Source organism: Streptomyces doebereineriae (assembly GCF_031845645.1).
Taxonomy (GTDB): Bacteria; Actinomycetota; Actinomycetes; order Streptomycetales; family Streptomycetaceae; genus Streptomyces; species Streptomyces canus.
The window spans coordinates 436,353-458,450 of sequence record NZ_JAVREZ010000006.1 but is presented as its reverse complement, the minus strand read 5'-3'; the positions used below and the strand labels follow the sequence as shown (position 1 = coordinate 458,450).

Annotated in this window: 15 protein-coding genes; 8 read left to right on the top strand and 7 right to left on the bottom strand. The window is 69.8% G+C overall.

The annotated features are described in order from the left end of the window. The first annotated feature begins 185 nt into the window (after window positions 1-185). The gene (locus RNB18_RS20645; protein ID WP_311715552.1) at window positions 186-1,241 is read left to right on the top strand and encodes a LacI family DNA-binding transcriptional regulator; all 1,056 of its coding nucleotides are present in this window, start codon (window positions 186-188) and stop codon (window positions 1,239-1,241) included. 19 nt (window positions 1,242-1,260) lie between these two features. Here RNB18_RS20645 and RNB18_RS20640 read toward each other — a convergent pair whose 3' ends face one another. The 7 genes from RNB18_RS20640 to RNB18_RS20610 form a co-directional block, all read right to left on the bottom strand. Continuing rightward, the gene (locus RNB18_RS20640) at window positions 1,261-2,841 is read right to left on the bottom strand and encodes a carboxylesterase/lipase family protein (protein WP_311715551.1); all 1,581 of its coding nucleotides are present in this window, start codon (window positions 2,839-2,841) and stop codon (window positions 1,261-1,263) included. Window positions 2,842-2,934: 93 nt separating this feature from the next. Then, window positions 2,935-4,197, bottom strand: a complete 1,263-nt coding sequence (locus RNB18_RS20635; RefSeq protein ID WP_311715550.1) for an alginate lyase family protein — start codon at window positions 4,195-4,197, stop codon at window positions 2,935-2,937. A 28-nt stretch (window positions 4,198-4,225) separates the two neighbouring features. Beyond that, window positions 4,226-7,576 (bottom strand): alginate lyase family protein, encoded by a 3,351-nt coding sequence (locus RNB18_RS20630; protein WP_311715549.1) that lies wholly within the window; start codon window positions 7,574-7,576, stop codon window positions 4,226-4,228. Continuing rightward, on the bottom strand, window positions 7,573-9,102 hold the full coding sequence (locus tag RNB18_RS20625) for a glycosyl hydrolase family 28 protein (RefSeq protein ID WP_311715548.1): 1,530 nt from the start codon (window positions 9,100-9,102) through the stop codon (window positions 7,573-7,575). The genes RNB18_RS20630 and RNB18_RS20625 overlap by 4 nt, the downstream gene beginning before the upstream one ends. Before the next feature lie 34 nt (window positions 9,103-9,136). Next, on the bottom strand, window positions 9,137-9,994 hold the full coding sequence (locus RNB18_RS20620; protein WP_311715547.1) for a carbohydrate ABC transporter permease: 858 nt from the start codon (window positions 9,992-9,994) through the stop codon (window positions 9,137-9,139). Continuing rightward, on the bottom strand, window positions 9,991-10,983 hold the full coding sequence (locus RNB18_RS20615; RefSeq protein WP_311715546.1) for a carbohydrate ABC transporter permease: 993 nt from the start codon (window positions 10,981-10,983) through the stop codon (window positions 9,991-9,993). Before RNB18_RS20615 ends, RNB18_RS20620 begins: the two co-directional genes overlap by 4 nt. After that, window positions 10,980-12,329 (bottom strand): extracellular solute-binding protein, encoded by a 1,350-nt coding sequence (locus RNB18_RS20610; protein ID WP_311715545.1) that lies wholly within the window; start codon window positions 12,327-12,329, stop codon window positions 10,980-10,982. The genes RNB18_RS20615 and RNB18_RS20610 overlap by 4 nt, the downstream gene beginning before the upstream one ends. Before the next feature lie 280 nt (window positions 12,330-12,609). Between RNB18_RS20610 and RNB18_RS20605 the strand changes: the two genes are divergently transcribed. From RNB18_RS20605 to RNB18_RS20575, 7 genes are all read left to right on the top strand, one after another. Then, complete coding sequence (locus RNB18_RS20605; RefSeq protein WP_311715544.1) at window positions 12,610-13,623, top strand: hydroxyacid dehydrogenase; 1,014 nt, start codon at window positions 12,610-12,612, stop codon at window positions 13,621-13,623. Window positions 13,624-14,149: 526 nt separating this feature from the next. Next, entirely contained in the window at window positions 14,150-15,238 is a 1,089-nt protein-coding gene (locus RNB18_RS20600) for a LacI family DNA-binding transcriptional regulator (protein ID WP_057611019.1), read from the top strand. Window positions 15,239-15,623: 385 nt separating this feature from the next. Further along, on the top strand, window positions 15,624-16,958 hold the full coding sequence (locus RNB18_RS20595) for an ABC transporter substrate-binding protein (RefSeq protein WP_311715543.1): 1,335 nt from the start codon (window positions 15,624-15,626) through the stop codon (window positions 16,956-16,958). Window positions 16,959-16,977: 19 nt separating this feature from the next. Then, a complete protein-coding gene (locus tag RNB18_RS20590; protein ID WP_311715542.1) occupies window positions 16,978-17,862 on the top strand; it encodes a carbohydrate ABC transporter permease in 885 nt (294 codons plus the stop codon). Continuing rightward, window positions 17,862-18,767: a carbohydrate ABC transporter permease gene (locus tag RNB18_RS20585; protein WP_057611022.1), complete on the top strand. Its 906-nt coding sequence runs from the start codon at window positions 17,862-17,864 to the stop codon at window positions 18,765-18,767. Before RNB18_RS20590 ends, RNB18_RS20585 begins: the two co-directional genes overlap by 1 nt. Next, the gene (locus RNB18_RS20580) at window positions 18,764-20,737 is read left to right on the top strand and encodes a family 43 glycosylhydrolase (RefSeq protein WP_311715541.1); all 1,974 of its coding nucleotides are present in this window, start codon (window positions 18,764-18,766) and stop codon (window positions 20,735-20,737) included. The genes RNB18_RS20585 and RNB18_RS20580 overlap by 4 nt, the downstream gene beginning before the upstream one ends. Window positions 20,738-20,892: 155 nt before the next feature. After that, window positions 20,893-21,936, top strand: a complete 1,044-nt coding sequence (locus RNB18_RS20575) for a LacI family DNA-binding transcriptional regulator (protein ID WP_311715540.1) — start codon at window positions 20,893-20,895, stop codon at window positions 21,934-21,936. Window positions 21,937-22,098: the final 162 nt, after the last annotated feature.

Sequence of the window (22,098 nt, the reverse complement as noted above, 5' to 3'; positions counted from 1 at the left end):
GCCTTTCGCCGTAGGGGTTCAGGAATCTTGCGGGTGCGGCCGCCGTTGTGGTTGCTCGCGCAGTTCCCCGCGCCCCTAGGGCGCTGCGCGCCCACCTCTTAACCCCGCCCCTCTGCCCCTGCTAGCCTCCGCTCGGGAACCGGTTTCCGTCCGTGTTGCCGCTGTTCCCAGGGGGCGAGGCAGGGATGACCAGGAAGAGTGAGGACGCGAGCCGGAGCACGATCCGGGATGTCGCCGCGCGGGCCGGGGTGTCCGCGTCGACCGTGTCGCGGGTGCTCGGCGGGGTGTATCCGGTGAGCGCGGCGACACGCACGCGCGTGATGCGGGCCGTGCGCGAGATGGACTACGTCGCCGACGCGCGCGCGAAGGCGATCGCGGGCGTCGGCACGCCCACGCTCGCGTTCGTGCTCGAGGACATCACCGGCCCGTCGTTCGCCCTGATGGCCCACGGCGTGGAACGCGAGGCGAACCGGCTGGGCCATCTGTGTCTGGTGTGCAGCACGGAGGGCGACGTCGAGCACGAACTGGAGTTCGTGGAGATGATGCGGGCCCAGCGCGCCGCCGCCGTGATCCTGGTGGGCGGCGCCGCCGACACCGTGGAGTACCGCGAACGCACCCGCCGTATGGCCGACTCGCTCTCCTCCGCCGGCTCCCGCCTGGTGTTGTGCGGACGGCCGCCGCTCGGCCCCGGGGCCCCGGTCACGGTCATCGAGTACGACAACGAGGGCGGCGCCTACGCGCTCGTCGCCCACGTCCTGTCCCAGGGCCACCGGCGGGTCCTGTTCCTCGGCGGCAAGGCGGACCACACCACCGCACAGGGCCGTGAGCGCGGCTATCTCGCCGCCCACCGCGGGCGCGGCCTCGACCCCGATCCCGCGCTGGTCCTGAACGGCGACTTCACCCGCGACTCCGGTCACCGCCTGATGCGCCGGGCCCTGAAGGAGGGCCTGGAGTTCACAGCCGTGGTCGCCGCGACGGACATGGTCGCGGCGGGCGCCCTGACCGCCCTGCACGAAGCCGGTCTCGACGTCCCCGGTGACGTCTCCCTGGCCGGCTACGACGACATCCCCTTCGCCCGGGACCTCCACCCGGCGCTCACCACCGTCCACGTCCCCTACGAGGAACTGGGCCGACTCGCCGTACGCACCGCGCTCGGCCGTACGGCGGAGGACCCGGCCGAGCACCTTCTGCTCGGCACCCATGTGGTGGTCCGGGACTCGGTCACGGCGACCGGCACCTGAGAGAGGGGGGCCCGCGCGCTCAGTGCCGCCGCGCCAGTCCGGTGCGTCGCAGCCGCCGTACGACCGACCGGAGCTCCGCGGTCCGCGCCGGCCAGCCCTCCGCCGGTTCCTTCACAGGGGCCGTCTCCGGCGTGGTCGTGTCCGCCGTCCACACCGCGAAATCGTGGTCCCGAGGGCCGGACTCCACGTACGGATCGCCCTTGCCGAAGATCTGGACGGGGTGGGTGGCGTCCCAGGGCCGCCAGCCGGGGTCGCCGTCGGCGGCGAAGCGCACCCACGCCCCGTGCATGGCGTCGGCGAGCTCGGTCGGGGCGCCCTCGCCGGCGAGCTTGGCGGACTCGGGAGCGGCGCCGGTGTCGAAGACGAAGCCCAGTTCGAGGGCGTGGCAGGCACCGAGGTCCGGGCGGTGGGAGGGCCAGGCGAACTCGTAGACGTACGACGACCCCGGGCGGGCCTCGGCGAGGCGGTGCAGGGGGATGCGCAGCAGGTGGTCGGTGACCATCTGGCCGACGATGTCGGCGGTACCGGCGTCGGGATGCAGCGCGCGGTAGCCGCGGACCACCTCGGAGCCGCAGTGGCAGCGGGCCATGGCACCGGCGAGGGCGACCGGGCCGAGCCGGTCGACGCGCTCCAGGAGGCCGCCGGGAACGAGCCAGAGGCGGTACTCGTCGCTGGTCCAGCCCAGCATCAGCTCGACCCCGCGCGCCGCCGAGCCCTCGACCAGCGCCTCCAGCGGATCACGCGGCACGAGGTCGTCGTCGACCACGATCCCGAAGGCGGGGCCGCCCAGGACCGGGCTGCTCAGGCGGCCCACCTCGGCCTGGGTGCGCAGCAGCAGCTCACGGTCGACCTCGGCGAAGGCCGCGGCGGTGGCGGGGACCTTCAGCCGGGTGGCCATCCGGCGCACCATCCGCCGTACCTTGTCGCGGTCGCTCGCCTCGGGCGGCCCGCTCTGCAGCACCGCGCGCCGGAACAGGCCCTGGGCCTGCGGGGCGGCCAGCAGGGCACCGATGCTGATCGCACCGGCCGACTGCCCCGCCACGGTGATACGGCCGGGGTCGCCGCCGAAGGCCGCGATCGACTCGTGCACCCAGCGCAGGGCGGCGAGCTGGTCGCGCAGGCCGGGGTTGGCGGGGGCGTCCGGGAAGAGGCCGTAGCCCTCCACACCGAGCCGGTAGTTGACCGAGACGAACACGACGCCGTCCCGGGCGAAGGCGAGCCCGTCGTACACGGGCACTGCGGAGGATCCCCTGGTCAGGGCCCCACCGTGCAGCCACACCAGAACCGGGAGCCGGGCCCCCGGGCCCGGCTCCGGCGTCCACACGTTGAGGTTGAGGCAGTCGTCGCCCGGCACGAACGGGTCGGACAGGTACTGCGCGAAGGCGTCGGAGTACGGCGGTTTCGGCGCCGTCGGCCCGAAGTCGGCCGCCTCGCGCACACCGTCCCAGGGCTCGGGCGGCACGGGGGGCCGGAAGCGGCGGGGGCCGAAGGGCGGGGCCGCGTAGGGGATGCCCCGAAAGACCGCGACCCCGTGCTCGCGCCGACCGCGTACGGCTCCGTACGGCGTGCTGACCACGGGGTCTGTCTGGACTGCTGTCATACGTCCACCAGCCTCCTCACCGCGCTACTGCACCGTGAACAACAGAGCACCACATTTCGGCTCGGTATTCCGGTGCAGAGCGCGGTGAGGCCGCTACTTGGCGTACATCAGGGTGCCGAAGCCCAGCTGGTCGAAGCCGCCGCTGGTGGTGCCGTAGTCGCCGCCACCCCCCTCGGGGGCGACGAGGTCGTAGTACATCTGCGAGATGTACTTGTCGTCGAGGCCCAGGCGCCGGTTGTAGTGGAAGTGGAGCATCGCCCAGACCGGGCGGATCTGGCCCCTGGAGGCGGAGGAGACCACGGTCTGGGACGAGGCGGCGCAGTTCTGCCCGGTGCCCCAGTTGTAGGTGGTGAAGGGGACGTCCTGGCCGAGGTTGTACTTCGCGACGTACTGGGCGCCCTTCATGAAGCGGCGGCTGTCGTACGAGTAGAGGTCGTCGCCCTGGTTCCAGGCCATCTCGCAGATGGCGCCCATCTGGCCCATGCCCATGACGGTGTGCCCCTGGTCGCGGCCGGACTCCTGCCACTGGCCCAGCGCGTAGCCGGCTGAGTCGGTGTACAGGTACGGCACCGCGTGGGCGATCGAGCCGTTGCCCGCGCCGGACTTGAAGTAGGTGACCGCCTGGTCGTACTTGGCGCTGTCCTGGTTGAGGATCCCGATGGCCAGGACCGAGGCCATGTTGCACAGGTCCCAGTTGGCCCAGTAGTTGGTGATGCAGGCGTCGTTGTGGTTGGTCAGGAAGCTGTTGTTGAGCGGGTAGAAGACCTTGGCGAGCATGTCCTGGGCGGCGGCGAGGTCGAAGCCGCTGTAGCCGCGCATCAGTTCGCAGGCGTTGGCGAACTGCCAGCCGTAGATGCCGGCCGCGAGGAACCGGTCCGCGTTGCCGGTGACCGAAGTGAGCGTCTTCGACCAGGCGTTGAGGATGTTCGCGGCGCAGACTGCGTTGGCCTCGGTGCCGCCGACCTGCCAGCGCAGCGCGTTCTGGTAGGCGGCCGCGATGTCGTTGAAGAGCAGGGAGTAGTTCTCGCCGGTGCCGCCGCGGATGATGGTCGCCGTGGCCCGGTTGGTCCAGGTGGACTGGGAGTGGGAGTTGGCGACCAGCTTGTTCCAGCCGGACAGCCAGGGGTCGGTGCCCGCGGCGACCCTGACCTTGGCCCGGTTGATGTCGCCGGCGCTGTGCAGCATGCCGGGGTGGGTCCAGGTCGAGGGCGCCGCGTCGGCCGTGGTGGCCATGCTCGTGGCGAGGGCGCCGCCACCCAGGGCGAGGGCGGCGCCGAGACCGCCCGCGGTCCTCAGCAGACCGCGGCGGCTCAACTCGGTGTGCGGGAGGTGCTGGTGGGGGGAAGTGCGGCTCATTCGGTGCATCTCCGTTCCGTGGGGGGAATCAGATGGGAGTGATGCTCACCTCGTCGAACTCGGAGGTGACGAGGGCCAGCGGACTGCGGGAGCAGGCCACCAGGCCGACGTGGAAGGGGGCGTCACCGAAGCCGGGGATCTCACCGGAGGCGAGGTCGGTCCAGGTGACGCCGTCGTCGCCGGAGAAGGATGCGGTGAAGACGGTCCCGGTGCGCTTCAACCGCAGCAGTGCGGGGAGTCGGACGGCGCCGCTGCCGGAGAAGGCGGAGGCGCCGGCGACGGTTTTGCGCAGCATCAGCTGCGCAGTGGTGCCGCCGGTGACGATCACTCCGGCCGCCTGGTCGAACGGTGACAGCGACTTCGCCATCAGCAGCCCGACGCGGTCGGCGGTGGCTCCGGTGCGGGAGACCAGCCGGGCGGTGACCTCGCAGTCACCGGTGACGGGCCGCCGTACGAACTGTCCTGTCATTCCCTGGTTGTTGACGGTCAGGTCCACACCCGCGCCGCGCACCACGAAGGTCCCGTCCTCGTGGGCGGTGCTGCCGGGGGTGAGGATCGCGGCCACGCCCAGCGTTCCGAAGGCGCGGTCGTCGAGGACCACGTCGCCGAGGTCGCCGTACGTCCAGGGGGCCGGCGGGGGTGTGCCGACGGTGAGGGTGAGGGTTCCGGTGCCGTCGCCCGCCGCGTTCCCTGCGGTGGTGGTGACGGTGAACTCGCCGGTCTCGCGCGGGGTTCCGTGGATCAGGCCGGTGCGCCTGTCGACGCGAAGACCGTCGGGGAGACCGGTGGCGGTGAACCGTACGGGCTCGTGGGAGGCCCGCAGAAGGTGCCGGAAGGAGACTCCCTTGTTCGTGAACGCCTTGGTCGCGGAGGTGAGTTCGGGCTGGGAGGGGGTCGGCATCACCGCGGAGGAGGGTGCCGAGAGCGGGCCGCGCCCGGCCGTGTTCGTCTTCGCAACGGCGTAGTGGTACGCCGTCCCCGGCTTGCCGGTGGCGTCCGCGTACTGGATGCGGGTGCCGGAGCCGACCGGGCCGACGCCGGTCGCGAGGGTGACGTACGGGCCGTCGGAGTCCGTGGCGCGCAGGACCTTGTAGCGGGCGGAGAGGTCCGGGTCCGTCCAGGCCAGCTCGACGGCGTCGGCGCCGGTCGTCGCCCGCAGGTCCCCTGCCGTGCGGGCGGGCTCGGGAACGGACCAGACCTCGCCTGCGGAGGTGGAGACCACGGTGACGTTGTCGAAGGCGCCGGTGCCGGTCTCGGCGTAGTCCGCGTCGACTCCGAGGCAGGAGGTGAGGAGGAGGCCCGCGTACGCGGTGCGACCCAACTCGACCTCGGTGGAGCCGACTTCGGTCCAGCGGATGCCGTCCGGGGAGATCGCCCCGGTGCAGCGGCGGCCCTTGCGGGTCACCCGCACCCAGTAGGGCGTGCGCAGCCGGTAGCCGTCGCCCGCGCCCTCGACGTACGGGGCCTCCAGCGGTGTCGCCGACTCGGGCAGGGCACCGAGGCTGGAGATCGGGAAGGAGGCGCTCGTGGTGATCGCCGTCTGCTGCGAGGGCGGGACCGGTGTGCTGCCGGTCGCGGAGACATCCGCTCCCCGGGCGGGCCGTACGGTCCACACTCCGCTCCAGGTGTGCAGCGGCAGTCCCTGGATCACCATGGCCGCGTGGGCCGCGTCCGTGTCGAGTGAGTCGCGGAGGCTGACGCCGATCTTGGAGTACTGCGAGCTCAGCGGCCACACGATCCGCGCGGTGACCGAGCCGTCGCCGCGCAGCGGCAGATGGACGAGCCGATGGGTGTCGGCGCTGCCGCTCGCCTCGAGCACGAACCGCTCACCGTCGAAGACGGCCGAACCGGGGATCCTGACATCCCCGATGTCCTGGGTCGACCAGGGCTCGGGGAGACCGGCGGTGGCGGAGACGGGGGCCGAATCACCGCTGTGGCCCTGGGAGTTGGTGGCGCTGACGGTGTAGTGGTACGTCCGTCCCGCGCGCACCCGGTCGTCGGTGTACGCCGGCTTGCCGATGCCGGTGGCGAGCTTCTCGTACGGCCCTTCGGGGCGTGTGGCGCGACGGACGGTGTAACCGGTGGCCCAGGTGGACGGCAGCCAGTTCACGGTGACGTGGGTGCGGTCGCCCGCCGCCGTGACCCCCGCGGGTGGGGCCGGCACGCTCTGCGCGGGTGCCGTGGTTCCCGCGTAGGCGAAGGTCCCCCAGCTCGGCAGGTCGTCGTTGCTGCCCTCGACGACCCGGGCGCCGCCGGTGCCGCGGAAGACGGCCGCCTCGGTGTACGGGGTGTCGAGGCCGCGGACACCGGCGTAGTGGGCGTAGGCCATCTCGTAGACCGGCGGGAGGGTGCCGCGGCCGGTCGCTGAGACGGTCGTCTTGATGTACTTGCCGGTGCGGTCGAGGTCGGGGGTGAAGGGGACGTCGCCCCCGAGGTTGTAGCGGGCCGCGTACTCGAAGTTGGCGAGGATCCGGTTGTTGTCGTAGCCCCACAGGTCGACGCCCTGGTTCCAGGCGACCTGGGCGATGTCCCCGGTCAGGCCGACGGCGAGCTGTTCGTGGCCCTGGTCGCGGCCGGCCTCCTGGCCCTGGCCCGCGTCGGTGACGATGCGGTGGGCGATGGAGCCGTTGCCGGCGCCGGCCGCGGCGAAGCGCAGGGCGTCCTCGAAGAGGGTCGGCTCCTCGCAGAACACGCCGATGGCCAGGATGGTCTGAAGGGCCGTCAGGTCCCAGTTGCCGTTGGCGTAGAGCATGTAGCCGGAGACGGCCGGATACCAGACGTCCAGGAAGGACCGCTCGCAGCGGGCGATGTCCGCGTCCGCCCAGCCGTCGTAGCCGGTGTGGCGCAGCAGTTCGGCCGCGTTGACGAACTTGAAGGCCTGGAGCCCGGCACCGAGCGGGCCGTCGGCGCCCGTGATCGTCGTGAGGGAGGCCGACCAGGCGTTGAGGAGGTCGCGTGCCTTGTCGGCGTTGGCGCGGTTGCCCGTGACCGCCCACATGAGGGCGTTCTGGTAGGCGGCGGCCGAGTCGGCGACGGCCTGGTTCTGGAAGTTGGTGGGGCCGCGGCCCCAGGAGGTGATCTGGCCGGTGTTCTGGATCGGGTACGTCGACTGGGAGCGCGCGTGGGCGGCGAACGCCAGGTAGCCGTCGTAGACGGGGGACTGCCTGGCGGCGACCGCGGCCTTCATGCGGGCGAGGTCGTCGGCGCCGTGCAGCAGGCCCGGGTGCGTGAAGGCACGGCTGCCGGACTTCTGGTCGGCGGCCCGGGCGGTGCCGGGCGCGAGCAGTCCGCTCGCGCCCGCCACCAGCAGCAGGGCGGCCGTGCCGCCGAGGAAGCCCCGGCGGCTCGGAGCGATGGTTCTCTGGGGCACGGTGCTCATGACGCGGCGGCCGCCTCGGCCTCGGCGGTGGTGATGAACTTGAGGTTCGTCACGTGCTCGTTGGAGAACCACTGGATCGTGTCCGTGGTGTAGTACCAGCTCGGCTTCTTCATCGAGTCGGCGACGACGAGCCCGTTGATGACCAGGTTCTCGAAGGTGACGTCCTTGATGGCGTGGTGGGCGTCGTAGCCGAGGAAGAGCGACGGCTTGGCGTTCGTGCCCGTGTAGCTGAGGTTCTTGACGTAGACGTTCTCGATGCCGCGGCCGACCGAGGTGTTGTACTTCGTGTTGTACATGACCTTCATGTAGATGACCTGGCCCCAGCGGAAGTCCTCGATCCGCACGTCCTCGATGCGGACGTTCTTGATCAGGTTGGAGTCGCCGGGGTTGAGGGCGATGCAGCCCTGGTAGTTCATCTGCGGTTCGCGGTGGTCGAGGATGTCGAGGTTCTTGAAGCGCAGGTTCTTCAGTGCCTCGGGGTTGTCGGTGTTGCCGTGGGTGCCGACGTTGATGGGGTGGGCTACGTCCGCCCAGAGCGTGGAGTTGCGGACGGTGACGTCGGTGGTGTCGCCGTAGTAGTCCCAGCGGTGGGTGTAGATGGCGATGCAGTCGTCGGAGTTGCGCATGAAGACGCCGTCGATGACGACGTTGCTGGAGCAGAAGACGTCGATGCCGTCGCCCCAGCCCTTGGAGCTGAAGGAGCCGAGACCCTTGATGGTGACGCCGGTGGCCTCGCCCAGCTGGACGGCGTAGCCGTTCGGGTTGAGCACGGTGACGGCGCCGATGGAGATGTTCCGCGAACTCTCCACGAGGGCCCCGCCGCCCGCGGTCCCGGCGAGCACGCCACGGCCGGCGATCCCGGCGTGCTCCACGTTCCGGAAGATCACGGTCGCCTTGAGGACGGCGCCGCCGTCGAGGTACACGGTCTTGCCGGACGGGACGAGCAGGGTGCCGTCGGCGGTGGTGTGGACGCCGGGGCCGTAGTAGAGGACGTCCGGGTCGTCCTGCGCGGGCTTCTTCTTCTCGATCGCGCGGGCGAACAGGTGGAGACAGTCGAAGATGTCGTCGTTGATCTGCACGACGAGGTTGCGCGGCTGGTCGAGCGTGAAGCGCAGGGTGTCACCGAGCACCTCGGGCGTGATGCCGTAGGAGTCCGGCCGCACCCGGACCTTGGTGGTGCCGCCCTTGAGGTAGGTGACCTCGACCTCGACGGAGCCCTGGAAGTCGAAGTACGCCAGCGAGGAGTTGTAGGTCTTGCTGGACCCGGTGGTGGGGTTGATCTCGCCCAGCTGGGGCCGCCAGATGTCGAGGGTCTGCCACTCGCCGTCGGGGGCGGTACGGACCCGCACCTTGAAGCTGGTGTTGGTCGGCATGGCGGACGGGCGGGGGTAGGTGACCAGCTCCGGCGTGACGGCGGCGGTGTCGTCGGCCCGGGCCGCCGCGGCCGTGAGGTTGGTGAGGCCGGCGGCGAGCACGGTGGCGCCGGCCGCCTGGAGAGCCGTACGGCGGGACAACGGCGTGTTCATTCGGAACTCCTTGTGAACAGGGGTACGGGGACGGCTACTTGAGGCCGGTCGTCGACATGCCGGCGACGAAACCGCGCTGGGCGACGAGGAAGATCAGCAGGATCGGCACGACGTACATCACCGAGGCCGCGGCCTGGAGGTTGGTGACGGGGGTGCCGGCCGAGGTGACGTAGGTGGACATGACGGCGACCGCGAGGGTGGTGCGGTCCGTGGACAGCAGGAGCTGCGGGGCGATGTAGTCGCCCCAGGTCCAGGTGAAGGCGATCACGAAGCTCGCGGAGAGGACCGGCCAGGACTGCGGGAGGAAGATCCGCCAGAAGATGGCCGAGTAGCCGCAGCCGTCGACGATCGCGGCCTCCTCCAGTTCCCGGGGCAGCCCCGCGAAGAACTGCCGGAAGAGGAAGACCAGATAGGGGGCGGAGGACAGGCCCCACAGCACCCACGGCCAGTACGTGTCGACCATGCCGAGCTTGGCGAAGATCAGGTAGGTCGGCAGCAGAGTGATCATCTGGGGCAGCATCATCGAGCCGAGCAGGATGCCGAACAGGGTCTTCTTGCCGGGGGCTTCGAGGCGGGCGAAGCCGAAGCCGACCCAGGCGGAGCTGAGCGTCACGAGGGTGGCGTAGATGAGCGCGATGATCAGGGAGTTGCGGGCATAGCCCAGGAAGTCGATGAGGTTGTAGGCGTCGGCGACGTTGTGCCACTGCACATGGTCGGGCAGCCAGTGCACCGGCGAGGCCGCCAGTTCGGCCGGGGTCTTGAGGCCGGAGATGACCAGCCAGCCGAAGGGGCCCAGGAACAGGCCGGTGATCGCGACGAGGACCGTGTACAGGACGAGGCGGTTGACGCTCAGGCGCGGGCCGCGCTTCGGGGTGAGGCTGGTGGCGGTCACTTCTTCGCCTCCGGGTCGACGTTGTAGAACACCACGCCGGACGTGGCCTTGAAGATCACTCCGGTCGCGACGAGGATCAGGACGAAGAGCACCCACAGCAGCGCGGAGGCGTAGCCGTAGCGGCCGAACGCGAAGTACTCCGCGAACACGTGCATCATGTAGAGGTAGTTGGACTGCGGGAGCGCGGTGATGCCGGCCGGGGTCGGGTCGGGGGCCAGCAGCAGCGGCATGATGGTCTGCACCGAGGCGATGACCCCGGTCACGGTCTGGAAGAGCAGCACCGGCGACAGCAGCGGCACCGTGATACTGCGGAAGCTCCGCCAGGCGCTCGCGCCGTCGATACGGGCCGCTTCGAGGAGCTCGCGGGGGATGTCCTGGAGCCCGGCCAGTGAGATGATCATGATGTTTCCGGCGGTCCAGAGCACCGTCATGATCAGTACGTAGCGGGCGTAGGGGTCGGCGAGCCAGCCGAGGGCGTCGATGCCGAAGAGGTTCAGCACCCCGTTCGCGGCACCGGAGTTCTGGTCGAAGAGCTGCTTGAACGCGATCCCCGCGCCCACCGGAGGCACCACCGCCGGCAGATAGAGCAGGGTGCGGAACAGCCCACGTGCCTTGAGCGGCCGGTTCACCAGTACGGCGAGCCCGAGTCCGGCGATGATCGACAGGGGCACCGAGGTGATCGCGAACAGGCCCGTGCGACCCAGCGACTTCCAGGTCTGCGAGTCGGAGAACAGCTCGCGGTAGTTGCCGAATCCGACGTAGTGCCAGCGGGGCGAGATGCCGTCGAAGGTGGTGAAGCTCAGCCACAGCGCGTACGCCATCGGCGCGATGGTCAGCAGCGCGAAGCCGATGATCCAGGGCGAGGCGAACATGTAGAACGCCCGGTGCCTGCGGGTGGCGATGGAGGTGCGCGGCCGGGAGGTGGACGGCCCCGCCGCCGGTGCGGAACCACGCCGGTCCGTGACCGAGGCAATCTGATCGACCGTCATCCCACCTGCTCCTTACCGCGCTTGAGCTGATCGTTCATGGCCGAGTTCAGGCGCCCCGCGAGGGTGTCGACGGAGGTGTCGCCGTTCATGGCGGCCGGGGCGATCTGGTTGAAGAGGGCGAGGAGCGAGTCCGCGGTGGCGTACGGCGTGAAGGCGATCACGGAGTAGTGCTTCAGCTCGGCCTCCTGCACCGTCAACACCCGCTTCTGGTAGCCCTCTTGAGCGGGCATCAGCGGGCGCAGCGATTTCAGGGTCGGGATGCCCCAGCCGCCGGAGGCGCGCGCCTTGGCCGGTGCCTCGCCGAAGAACCACTCGAAGACCCGCCAGGCGGCGTCCTTGTGGTGGGACTTGCTCGGGATCCAGAAGCCGGTGCCGGCCTGGCAGGGACTGATCCGTCGGCCGCCCTCGAAGTATGGCGCGGGAGCGAGCCGGGAGAGCGGCGCGAGCTTCTTGTCCGCGTTGATCAGGCCGCCGAGCCAGTAGCCCGAGTTCGACATGGCGAGCCGGTTCGCCTGGAAGGTGGGCCCGTCCCAGGTGTTGGGGTCGGGCTGGATGATGCTGGGCCCGACCTTGGTCCGGCAGTAGTCGATGTACCAGCCGAGTGCCTTGCGGGCTTCGGGGGTGGTGAAGTCGACCCGGGAGTAGTCGTCGGTGAAGAGGTTCCCGCCGGCGGCCACGGTGAGGCTCGCCAGCAGGCTGGGCGTGAGCACGCCGTTGTAGCTGCCGCCGAACACGGTGGTCTGGCCGTTCTTGCGGCGGGTGAGCCGTTTGGCCTTGTCCAGCCACTCCTCGTAGGTGACCGGGTCCAGCTCGGGCGGGTAGTCGACGTCCGCCTGGTCGAACAGCGCGGTGTTGTACCAGAACATCGAGTCCTGGGAGAAGTCCTTCGCCATGCCGTAGCGCGGGCCTTTGCCCTGGGTACGGCCGTCGTAGCGCCACAGGTCGTTGACCGGGTCCAGGTCGGCCGGCCTGAGGACGCTGCTCTTCGCGAAGTACGGGTCCAGGTCCTCCATCACGCCCCGGGCCGCGTAGTACGGGGCGTCCACAGCGCCGACACCGCGCACCAGGTCGGGCGGGTTGCCGTTGGTCATCATCGCGATCAGCTTGCTGGTGCTGTACAGCACCGTGTTGATCTTGACGCCGATGTCCTTCTGGGCCTGCTTGATCAGCTCCGGCGAGATGTCGTCGGCCTTGGCCATGACCGTGACGGTCTCGCCGGAGCCGCCGACCGCGCTCGACACCCGCATCGCACAGCCGCTCAGCGCCGCCGCCCCCGCCACGGCACCGCCGGCGGAAAGGGAGAGAAAACGGCGGCGGCTCACCGCGGCACCGGCATGTGGGCGCACGGCGCACCACCTCCTGATCTGTCCGTTCATGGGGCGCGGTGGCCGGTAGACAACCGGTTGCCGCGTGGGGCAGAGCTTCGGCCCTGGCTGGAAACGGCGTCAAGAGGCTTGACGAACTTTCGAAAAGACTGTGTAACCTCGCCGACATGGACCCGGTGAAGAAACCGGTTGTCATCCAGGCCACTTCAGCGATTGACCACCCCTGGAGGCCAGACCTACGGTAGATCTGCTGTAGAAGACGTTTTCAGAAACTGTTTCCACTCAGTGCCTCAGGAGTGACATGCCCAGCCCTCAGCCACCCAGGGCCGTGTTCGCGATGGATCCCGTGCACCTTCCCCTGCTCTTCCCGCCACCCCTGATGACCCGGCTGAGCGAGGCCGCCGGCCTCGACCCCGCGCTCGTCGTCCAGGACTTCACCGACCCCGTCGCGGCGGACGCCCTGGCCGGGGCCGAGGTGTTGATCACCGGCTGGGGATGCCCCCACCTCGACGCCGGCGTCCTCACCGCCGCGCCCCGGCTGCGGACCGTCCTGCACGCCGCGGGCTCCGTCCGCTCCCTCGTCGGCGACGCCGTGTGGGAACGCGGGATCACCGTCTCCAGCGCGGTCACCGGCAACGCGCTGCCGGTCGCGGAGTACACGCTCGCGATGATCCTGCTGTGCGGGAAGGAGACCTTCGAACACCGGGAACGGTTCCGGACCACGCATGCGTACCCGCCGCCCGCCGAGACCGCGGGCATGGGGAACGTGGGGCGGCGGGTGGGGGTCATCGGGGCGTCCAGAGTGGGGCGGCGGCTGCTGGAGCTGCTGCGGCCGTTCGACTTCACGGTCCTGCTGCACGACCCGTACGTGAGTCCCGCGGAGGCCGCCGCGCTGGGAGCCGAACTCCTCTCGCTGGACGACCTGTTGAGGCACAGCGACATCGTTTCGCTGCATGCACCCGACATTCCGGACACCTATCGGATGCTCGACAGAGCCCGGCTCGGGTTGATCCGGGACGGGGGTGTGCTCATCAACACCTCCCGGGGAGCGCTGGTCGATCCCGACGCGCTGACCGACGAGCTGGTCTCCGGGCGGCTGCGTGCGGTGCTCGACGTCACCGAGCCCGAGCCGCTGCCCGCGGGGTCGCCGCTGTACCGGCTGCCCAACGTGTTTCTCACCCCGCACATCGCCGGGTCGCTCGGCAACGAGCTGGAGCGGCTCGGGCGGATCGTGGTGGAGGAGCTGGAACGGGTGGTGGCGGGGGTGGGGTTGGAGCATGAGGTGCGGTATGCGGATATGGCTCGGGTGGCTTGAGGGTGGGCCCGGGGCGCTGCAGGCACGCCGGCCTTGTGACCTGCTCCCGGGTCACTCCAGTCACCCCGGCTGTAGCACCTGCCCCCGGGTCACTGCATACGGCTCGGGCGGCTTGAGATGGCCCCGGGTCACTGCGTTCGCCCCGGCTTTATCACCTGCCCCCGGCTCACTGCATACGGCTCGGGCAGCTTGAGATGGCCCCGGTCACTTCAGTCACCCCGGCTTTATCACCTGCCCCCGGGTCACCGCACTTGCCCGCACCACCTTGGTTCGGTCGCCTCCGGGGGCGCCTCAGTCGGTGTCGAGCGACCGATCGTGCTCGGCGCTGCGCGCCTCCGCGCGTTCGGCCTCTCGACACCGACGCGCCCCCTCCGGCTCCCTCACGGCCGGTGTCCGGGGTGCAGTGCATGTTGGTGGGCACTCACCGATCGCTGGTGACCAACGCCGTCGGAATCGTGCTGGAGTAACAATGGGATACGGTTTCCGGACCCTGGGTCCGGGCCACTACCGTTAAGGAGCCGCAAGGGTGAGTCAGCGCAAGGCGTCCGGGGACGTCGGACGGGCCACCATCCGGGACGTGGCCGAGCGGGCCGGGGTGTCCGTGGCCAGTGTGTCGCGTGTGCTGTCCGGGAACTATCCGGTCTCCGAGGACCTGCGCCGCAAGGTGATGAAGGTCGTGCGCGACCTGGACTACGTCACCAACGCGCACGCCCGGTCACTCGCCGGGGGCGGCACACCCACCGTCGCGATCCTCATCAACAACATCACCGGTGCCGCGTTCGCCCATGTGGCCAAGGGGGTTGAAGGCGCCGCGACACTGCGCGGCTGGCTCTCCCTCGTGGGGACCACCGGGGACGATCCCGAGCGCGAGCTCGCCCTCGTCAACCTCATGCGCCAGCAGGGGGTCGCGGCCGTGGTGCTGCTCGGCGGCGCCTACGACTACGACGAGTACCAGCTGCGTATGGCCCGCTTCGCCCGTTCCCTGGACGCTGCCGGGTCGCATCTCGTGCTCGTGGGACGGCCCCCGCTGGAAGGTGCCGTGCCGGCCACGACCGTCGACTACGACAACGAGGGTGGCGCCTACGCCATGGCCAGCCATCTGCTGTCGGCCGGGCACCGGAAGGTGCTCGTACTACCGGGGCATGCCGAACTCACCACTGCCCAGGGGCGGTTGAACGGGGCCCGGCGCGCCTTCGAGGCGTACGGCGTGCCGTTCGAGGCCACCATGGTGCGGCACGGGCCCTACGACTACGAGCACGGGTACGCGGCCGTCGAGGAATGTCTGCGCGACGGACTCGACTTCACCGCCGTCCTCGCCGGGACCGACGTCGTCGCCGCCGGAGCCATGCAGGCCTTGCGCGCGGCCGGGCTGCGGGTGCCCGAGGACGTGTCGATCGTCGGGTACGACGACATCCCGCTCGCCTCCCAGCTCACCCCGCAGCTCACCACCGTCCACGTGCCCTACGAGGAGATGGGACGGGTCGCCCTGCGGGCCGTCGCCGATCGGCGTGAGGGGGGCGGGGCGCGACGCAAGGGGGCCGACGGGGACCATCTGGTGCTGGGCACCCATGTCGTCGTACGGCACTCCGTACGACCGCCCGCACAACCCCGCTAGCAACAGAAGAAAGAGATCGTTTCGTAAACGGTTTCCACAGATCATCAGGGTCCGGCCGGGCCGCCTCGGTGGCCCGCCGGGTCTTGCGTTCGTCGCGCCCATAGGCCTCTGAGCTGGCCCTACGTCAGGTGTCGTGCGGTCGCGTGCCCCGCACGCGGGCCTAACCCCACGGACAAACCGGCGTAACAAATTGCCGTCTACCTCTTGCTAACCACGGGACCGTCGGCCTACCGTCCCAGCAACCGGTTACTACAGCTTCTGCTGGGCCGACCCCCCGCAACCGCGAGCCGATGAAACTTCCGGCCGCCGTTTCCGGCCGACACCGAGCCGCCGATCCCCCTCTCTCCTCTCCGAGACGCCCTACTTTCCGAAGGAACACGGTCAGATGAACTTCAGCAGCCCCCGGAGAAGGTTCGCCCGCGTCGCCGTTGCGGGACTCGCGTTGTCAGGTCTGCTCACCGCGTGCGGCGGGTCGGACGATTCCGGCGACTCGCAGTCGTCGGGGCCCGTCACCCTCCCCTTCTGGGGTTGGGCCAACGGCCAGGACGCCGTCGTCAAAGCGTTCAACGCCTCGCACAAGAACATCCAGCTGAAGTACACGAAGGTCACCGACCAGCTGACCATGCAGAAGCAGCTGACCAACGCGGTCAAGGCGGGCAACGCGCCCTGTCTGGTCCAGAACACCGCCGAATACGTCACCAGTTGGGTGGCGCAGGGCGCGCTCGCCGACATCAGCCAGTACGTCGAGGGCGAGAAGGGCAAGTTCAACACCGGGTCGTGGGCGAGCGCGCAGGTGCAGGGCAAGTCGTACGGCGTGCCGACCAGTTCGTCGCCGAACTTCACCATCTACCGCACCGACATCTTCAAGAAGTACGGCATCAAGGCACCGACGACCTGGGACGAGTTCATCGCCGCGGGCAAGGAGCTGAAGAAGCACGGCATCAAGATCACCAACTACGCCGGTGAGGACCCCAGCACGCTCGAGGTGCTGGCCATGCAGGCCGGGGCGCACTGGTACTCCATCGACGGCAACTCCTGGAAGGTGGACTTCCAGGACGCGGGCACGCTGAAGGCCGCCAAGGTGATCCAGGAGATCATCGACAACGACCTCAACTCCAAGCTGTCGTTCGCCGACTACGCCGCCGTACAGCGCAACTACGACAACGGCGGGACCGCCACCCGGCAGATCTCGACGTGGCAGATGGCCGGCATGGTGCAGAACTTCACCAAGTCCTTCGGCGACTGGGGGCTGTCGCCCTGGCCGACGTTCACCGGTGAGGCCGCCAAGACCCCGGCGGGCACCAACCTGACCGGCAGTGTGACGCTGGTGACCAAGGGGTGCAAGAACCAGGAGCAGGCCGCCGAGGCCGCGCTGTGGATGTCCACGAACACCGCCGCGGTCAAGACGATGGCGAACCCGGAGACGGGCAACGGCGTGATGCCGGCGCTGGCCGACAGTGACTCGTACGTGCCCGAGGCGGTCTCGGAGAAACTGCTCGGCTCCAACTACCAGGCGGGTCAGCAGGTCGTGAAGGACAGCCTGAAGACCGTCACCACCGACTGGACCTTCGGGCCGAACTGGACCGCGATGTTCACCGAGATGCAGGCCGGCTGGGCCAAGGTGGTCAGCAAGGAGCAGACGGTGACCCAGCTCCTCGCCCACATGCAGGAGTGGACGGTCAATGACCTGAAGTCCCGCGGCATCAGCGTCAAGGGCTAGAGGCTGAGGGCTACTGCTGATGATTCGCTCTCTGCGCTGGAAGGGTGCCGCCTTCACGGTGCCCTTCCAGCTCGGCTTCGTCTTCCTGTACCTGCTGCCGATCGGGTACGCCGTCTACCAGTCGCTGTACCGGTCGCAGTCCTCCGGGCTGGGGCTCGGTGGCACGACCGACGAGTTCTCCGGTCTGGACAACTACCAACAGGGGCTGACCGACTCGGCGTTCATGGGCTCCGTGCTGCGGGTGGTGCTGTTCGCCTGCGTGCAGATCCCGATCATGCTGCTGGTCAGTCTCGTCCTCGCCCTGTTCCTGGACGCGCTCAGCTCCCGGATGGCCGGTCGGTTCCGGATTCTGCTGCTGGTGCCGTACATGATCCCCGGTGTGGTCGCCGCGATCGTGTGGCTGAACCTCTACAGCCCGGACGTGGGCCCGCTGACCCCACTCGGCGAGGTCTTCGGGTTCTCCTGGAACTTCTTCGCGCCCTCGATGGTGTGGCCGTCCATCGGCAACCTGCTGACCTGGCACGGCATCGGCTACAACATGGTCATCATCTACTCGGCGCTCCAGGGCGTGCCCCGCGACCTGTTCGAGGCGGCGCGGCTCGACGGGGCCTCCGAGCTGCGGATCGCCCGCAGCATCAAGATCCCGTTCGTGCGGGGGGCGTTGGTGCTGACGGGGATGCTCTCCATCATCCAGATGCTCCAGATCTTCAACGAGCCCGCGCTCTTCCGGAACGTCACCCCGCAGACGGTCAGCGACTCCTTCACCCCGATCATGATCATCTACAACCAGGCGTTCAACGCCGGCAACTACCACTACGCGGCGGCCCTTTCGGTGCTGCTCGCCCTGATCCTCGGCGTCGCCTCCTTCCTGTTCTACCGGTTCACCTCGAAGGAGACCGACTGATGACCCTCATCGAGGAACCCACGAAGACCCGGCCCGTCCGTCGGCTCACCGAGCCCGATCCTGCGGCCCGTTCGCGGGGCGGGCAGCGGTTTCTGCTCGTCGGGCTGTCCCTGGCGAGCGTGTACAGCCTCTTTCCGGTGTGGTGGCTGATCGTCGCCTCCACCAAGGACCGCACCGGGCTCTACCAGTCCAACGGACTGTGGTTCTCCGGCTGGCATCTGTGGGACAACCTGCATCAGCTGTTCACCTACGAGCACGGCATCTTCCTGCGCTGGACGGCGAATTCCTTCCTCTACGCCGGTGTCGGCTCGCTGGGTGGCACGTTGCTGGCGCTGGCAACCGGTTACGGTCTCGCGCGCTTCGACTTCCCGGGCCGCAACCTCGTCTTCGCGTGCGTGGTCGGTTCCTTCCTGATCCCGATCGCGCTGCTCACCCTGCCGCTGTACCTGCTGTTCTCGGAGATCGGCCTGGTGGACACGCCCTGGGCGATGCTGATCCCCTGTCTGATCAACCCGTTCAGCGTGTACCTCGCCAAGGTGTACACCGAGGCCACGATCCCCTTCGAGCTCCTGGAGGCGGCTCGTATCGACGGTGCCGGAGAGCTCAGGATCTTCTTCAGCATCGTGCTGCGGATGATGACCACGGGTGGCGCGACGGTGTTCCTGCTGGCCTTCGTGAACACCTGGAACGCCTTCTTCCTGCCACTGACCGTGCTGCGCGGCGAGAACAACTGGACGCTCAACATCGGTCTCTACAACTGGTCCGGCAAACGCCTGGAGTCCGGCGTCGACCTCACCAGCCTGGTCCTCACGGGCGCCCTGCTGTCCATCGTCCCGATGGCGATCATGATGGTCGCGATGCGCCGTTACTGGCGTTCCGGAGTCACCCTCGGAGCCCTCAAGTGACCCTGCTGCACAACCCGGTGATCCGGGGCTTCGCCCCCGACCCGTCGATGGTCCGCGTCGGCGACTGGTACTACGTGGCGACCAGCTCCTTCGAGTGGTTCCCGACGATCCCGCTGCACCGCTCGCGCGACCTCGCGCACTGGGAGTACGCGGGCCATGTCGAGGGCGCCGTCCCGGGCGGCTCCCTTGCGGGCGTGCCCGATTCGGGCGGCATCTGGGCACCCTCGCTGAGCTGGGACGGCGAGCGGTTCTGGGTGGTCTACTCGATCGTCCGCTCGGTCGGAACGCCGTACTTCGACACGGACACGTATGTCTCTACGGCGGCTTTCTCCACGGCCACGGAGGCGACCGGCGAGTGGACGGCACCGCGGCGGATCGCGAGCCATGGCTTCGACCCCGCGCTCTTCCATGACGGGGGGCGGCTTTGGCTGCTCAACCTCCAGAACGACCACCGCCCCGGCGGCCGGCGCTTCGCGGGGATCGTGCTGACGGAGCTGGACCGGGAGACGCTGGCGCCCGTCGGTGACACGCACCTGCTGCTCCAGCACGAACGGCTCGTCGAGGGACCGAAGTTGGTCCACAAGGACGGCTGGTACCACCTCGTCCTCGCCGAGGGCGGCACCGGTTTCGAGCACGGGGTACTGGTGGCCCGCAGCCGGGAGCTCACCGGCCCGTACAAGCTGGACTCCCGGCCGCTGCTGACGTCCCGGGACGACCCTTCGCTGCCCCTGCAGAAGGCCGGCCACGGCGAACTGGTCCAACTCCCCGACGGCAGCTGGGTATTGAGCCACCTCACGGCCCGCCCCCTGAACACACCGAACGGCCCGCGCTGCCCACTCGGCCGTGAGACGGCGATCCAGGCGGTGACGTGGGATGCGGAGGGCTGGCCGAGGCTGCGGCACGGGGGTCCGCATCCTGCGATCGAGGTCGACGTATCGACCCACCCGCAACGGGAGGACGAGACCGCCGCACCGGCGCACCCCCGGCCAGAGTCCCAGCCCGCCGCACCGCCCCACCCCGGGCCGCAGGCCCGGACCGGCACACCGACCCACCCCGGGCCGCAGGCCCAGACCGGCACACCGACCCACCCCGGGCCACAGGCCCAGACCGGCACACCCGCGCATCCCGGGCCGCAGGCCCAGACCGGCACACCGACCCACCCCGGGCCACAGGCCCAGACCGGCACACCGACACGCCCAAGGCCACAGACCCAGCCCGGCGCCCCAGCACGCCCCGGGGCCCCCGCCCACCCCAACACCCCGGCAGAACCAGAACCGCACCCGGCGATCCAGCCCGCCATACCACCGCACCCCCAATCGTCGGAGCAACCCGCGCCCTCGGCCGGTCGGTTGGGCTGGCCCTGGAGTACTCTCCGGGCCGCGCCCGATCCCTCCTGGGCGAACACCGCCGCCCGGCCTGGCTGGATTCGGTTGCGTGGGCGGCACGGGCCCGAGTCGTGGTGGGCGCACAGTCTGCTGGCGCAGCGGATCACCGAGCACCGGGCGGAGGCCCAGGTCACCGTGGAGGCCCGGCCGACCACGTTCACCCAGGCCGCCGGTCTGGTGCTCTGGTACAACACCGAGTCCTATCTGGCCCTCGACCTGACCTGGGCGGAGCCCGAGGGCGAGGAGCAGCGGGGCCAGCAGTGGCGGGGCGGCGGCGGACGGACCGTGCTCAGCCTGGTCGAGCGGGACGAGGGCAGCACCCGGCAGGTGGCCGTGGTCGACGTCCACATGGAAAGCGCCTTCACGATCGGCGTCACCGTGGAGGACGGGGTGGCTCGTTTCTGGTCCCTGGGCGCGCACGGCGTACGGGCCCCCGTCGGCCCGGAACTGGACTTCACCCGCCTCTCCGACGACCACGGATCCAAGCTCCGGTTCACAGGCGCGATGGCTGGAATCCACGCAGTGGACCTGGTCGGCGCGGCCTTTACGGCCGACTTCACCGGGTTCCGCCTGAGCTGCGGGTAGTGTTTCGACGTTTCGAAAGTAAGGGGACATCAAGACCCGCGAAGCCCGACCTCTTCCCGACTTCACCGGGCGAACCTAGGGTAGGAAGCGCTTACTGTTTCCGCGCTGGTCGAAAACTTTCATGGCCCTCGGGCGGGCCGGAGAGGTGGTTCCCGATGGTCCGCACGGGGAGTGCGAGCGTGGCAGCCGGTCCCACGCTGGCGGTCGTGGCCCGGGAGGCGGGCGTGTCGGTACCGACCGCCTCCAAGGTGGTCAACGGACGGGAGGACGTGGCCCCCGAGACCCGCCGCCGGGTCACCGAGGCACTGGACCGGCTCGGCTACGTCCGCAGACCGAGGTTCGACGCGGCGAAGTCGTCGGGGCTGGTCGACCTGGTCGTGCACTCGCTGGAGACGTCCTGGTCGGGGGCGGTGCTGCACGGGGTGGAGGCGGCCGCCCACGACGCGGGGCTCGAGGTGGTCGTCTCGGCCGGGCCGAACCGTACCCGGGGCGGGCGCCCGGAGCGCGGCTGGCTGGACAAGCTCACCGCGCGCGGCTCCTCCGGGGTGCTGTTCAACCTGGCCGAGCTGACGTCGTCGCAGTACAGCTGGCTGGACCAGCACCGCATCCCGTACGTCCTGATCGACCCGGTCCTGGAGCCGCCGCCGGGCGTCGTCTCGGTGGGCGCGGCGAACTGGCAGGGCGGGGTGACGGCGACCGAGCACCTGCTGGCGCTGGGGCACGAACGCATCGCGGTCGTCGCAGGCCACCAGCGCAAGATGTGCAGCAGCGCGCGCGTGGCGGGCTACCGTTCCGCGCTCGCGGCGGCGGGGATACGGCAGCGGCCCGAGTACATCCGCCACGCCGGCTTCGACGAGAGCGCGGCCCACCGCCGCACGCTGGAACTCCTGGACCTGCCCGAACCGCCCACCGCGGTCTTCGTCTGCTCCGACCGCATGGCCCTCGGCGTGTACGAGGCCCTGGCCGAACGGGGCCTGCGCGTCCCGGACGACATCAGCGTCGTGGGCTTCGACGACCTGCCCGAGGCCCGCTGGACCACCCCGGCCCTCACCACGGTCCGTCAGCCCCTGTCGGAGATGGCGGCGACGGCCCTGCGCCTGCTGGTCCGCATGATGGAGGGCGACCGCCCGGAGAGCACCCGGACCGAGCTGTCGACGCGATTGGTGGAGCGGGCGAGCACGGCCCCGCCGACCGGCTGAATCGCGTCGACCCGCCCCGTGCCCCGGCGTACGCCTCCCCCGGTCGGCCCGGACCCCCTCGTACCGGCTGCATGTGCCACTGACCACCGGTTTCGTTCACCTTCGGTCATCCGTGGGCGGCGGGAACTGACCGGGGCGGACGGGCGTCGAACGTTGCGGCGG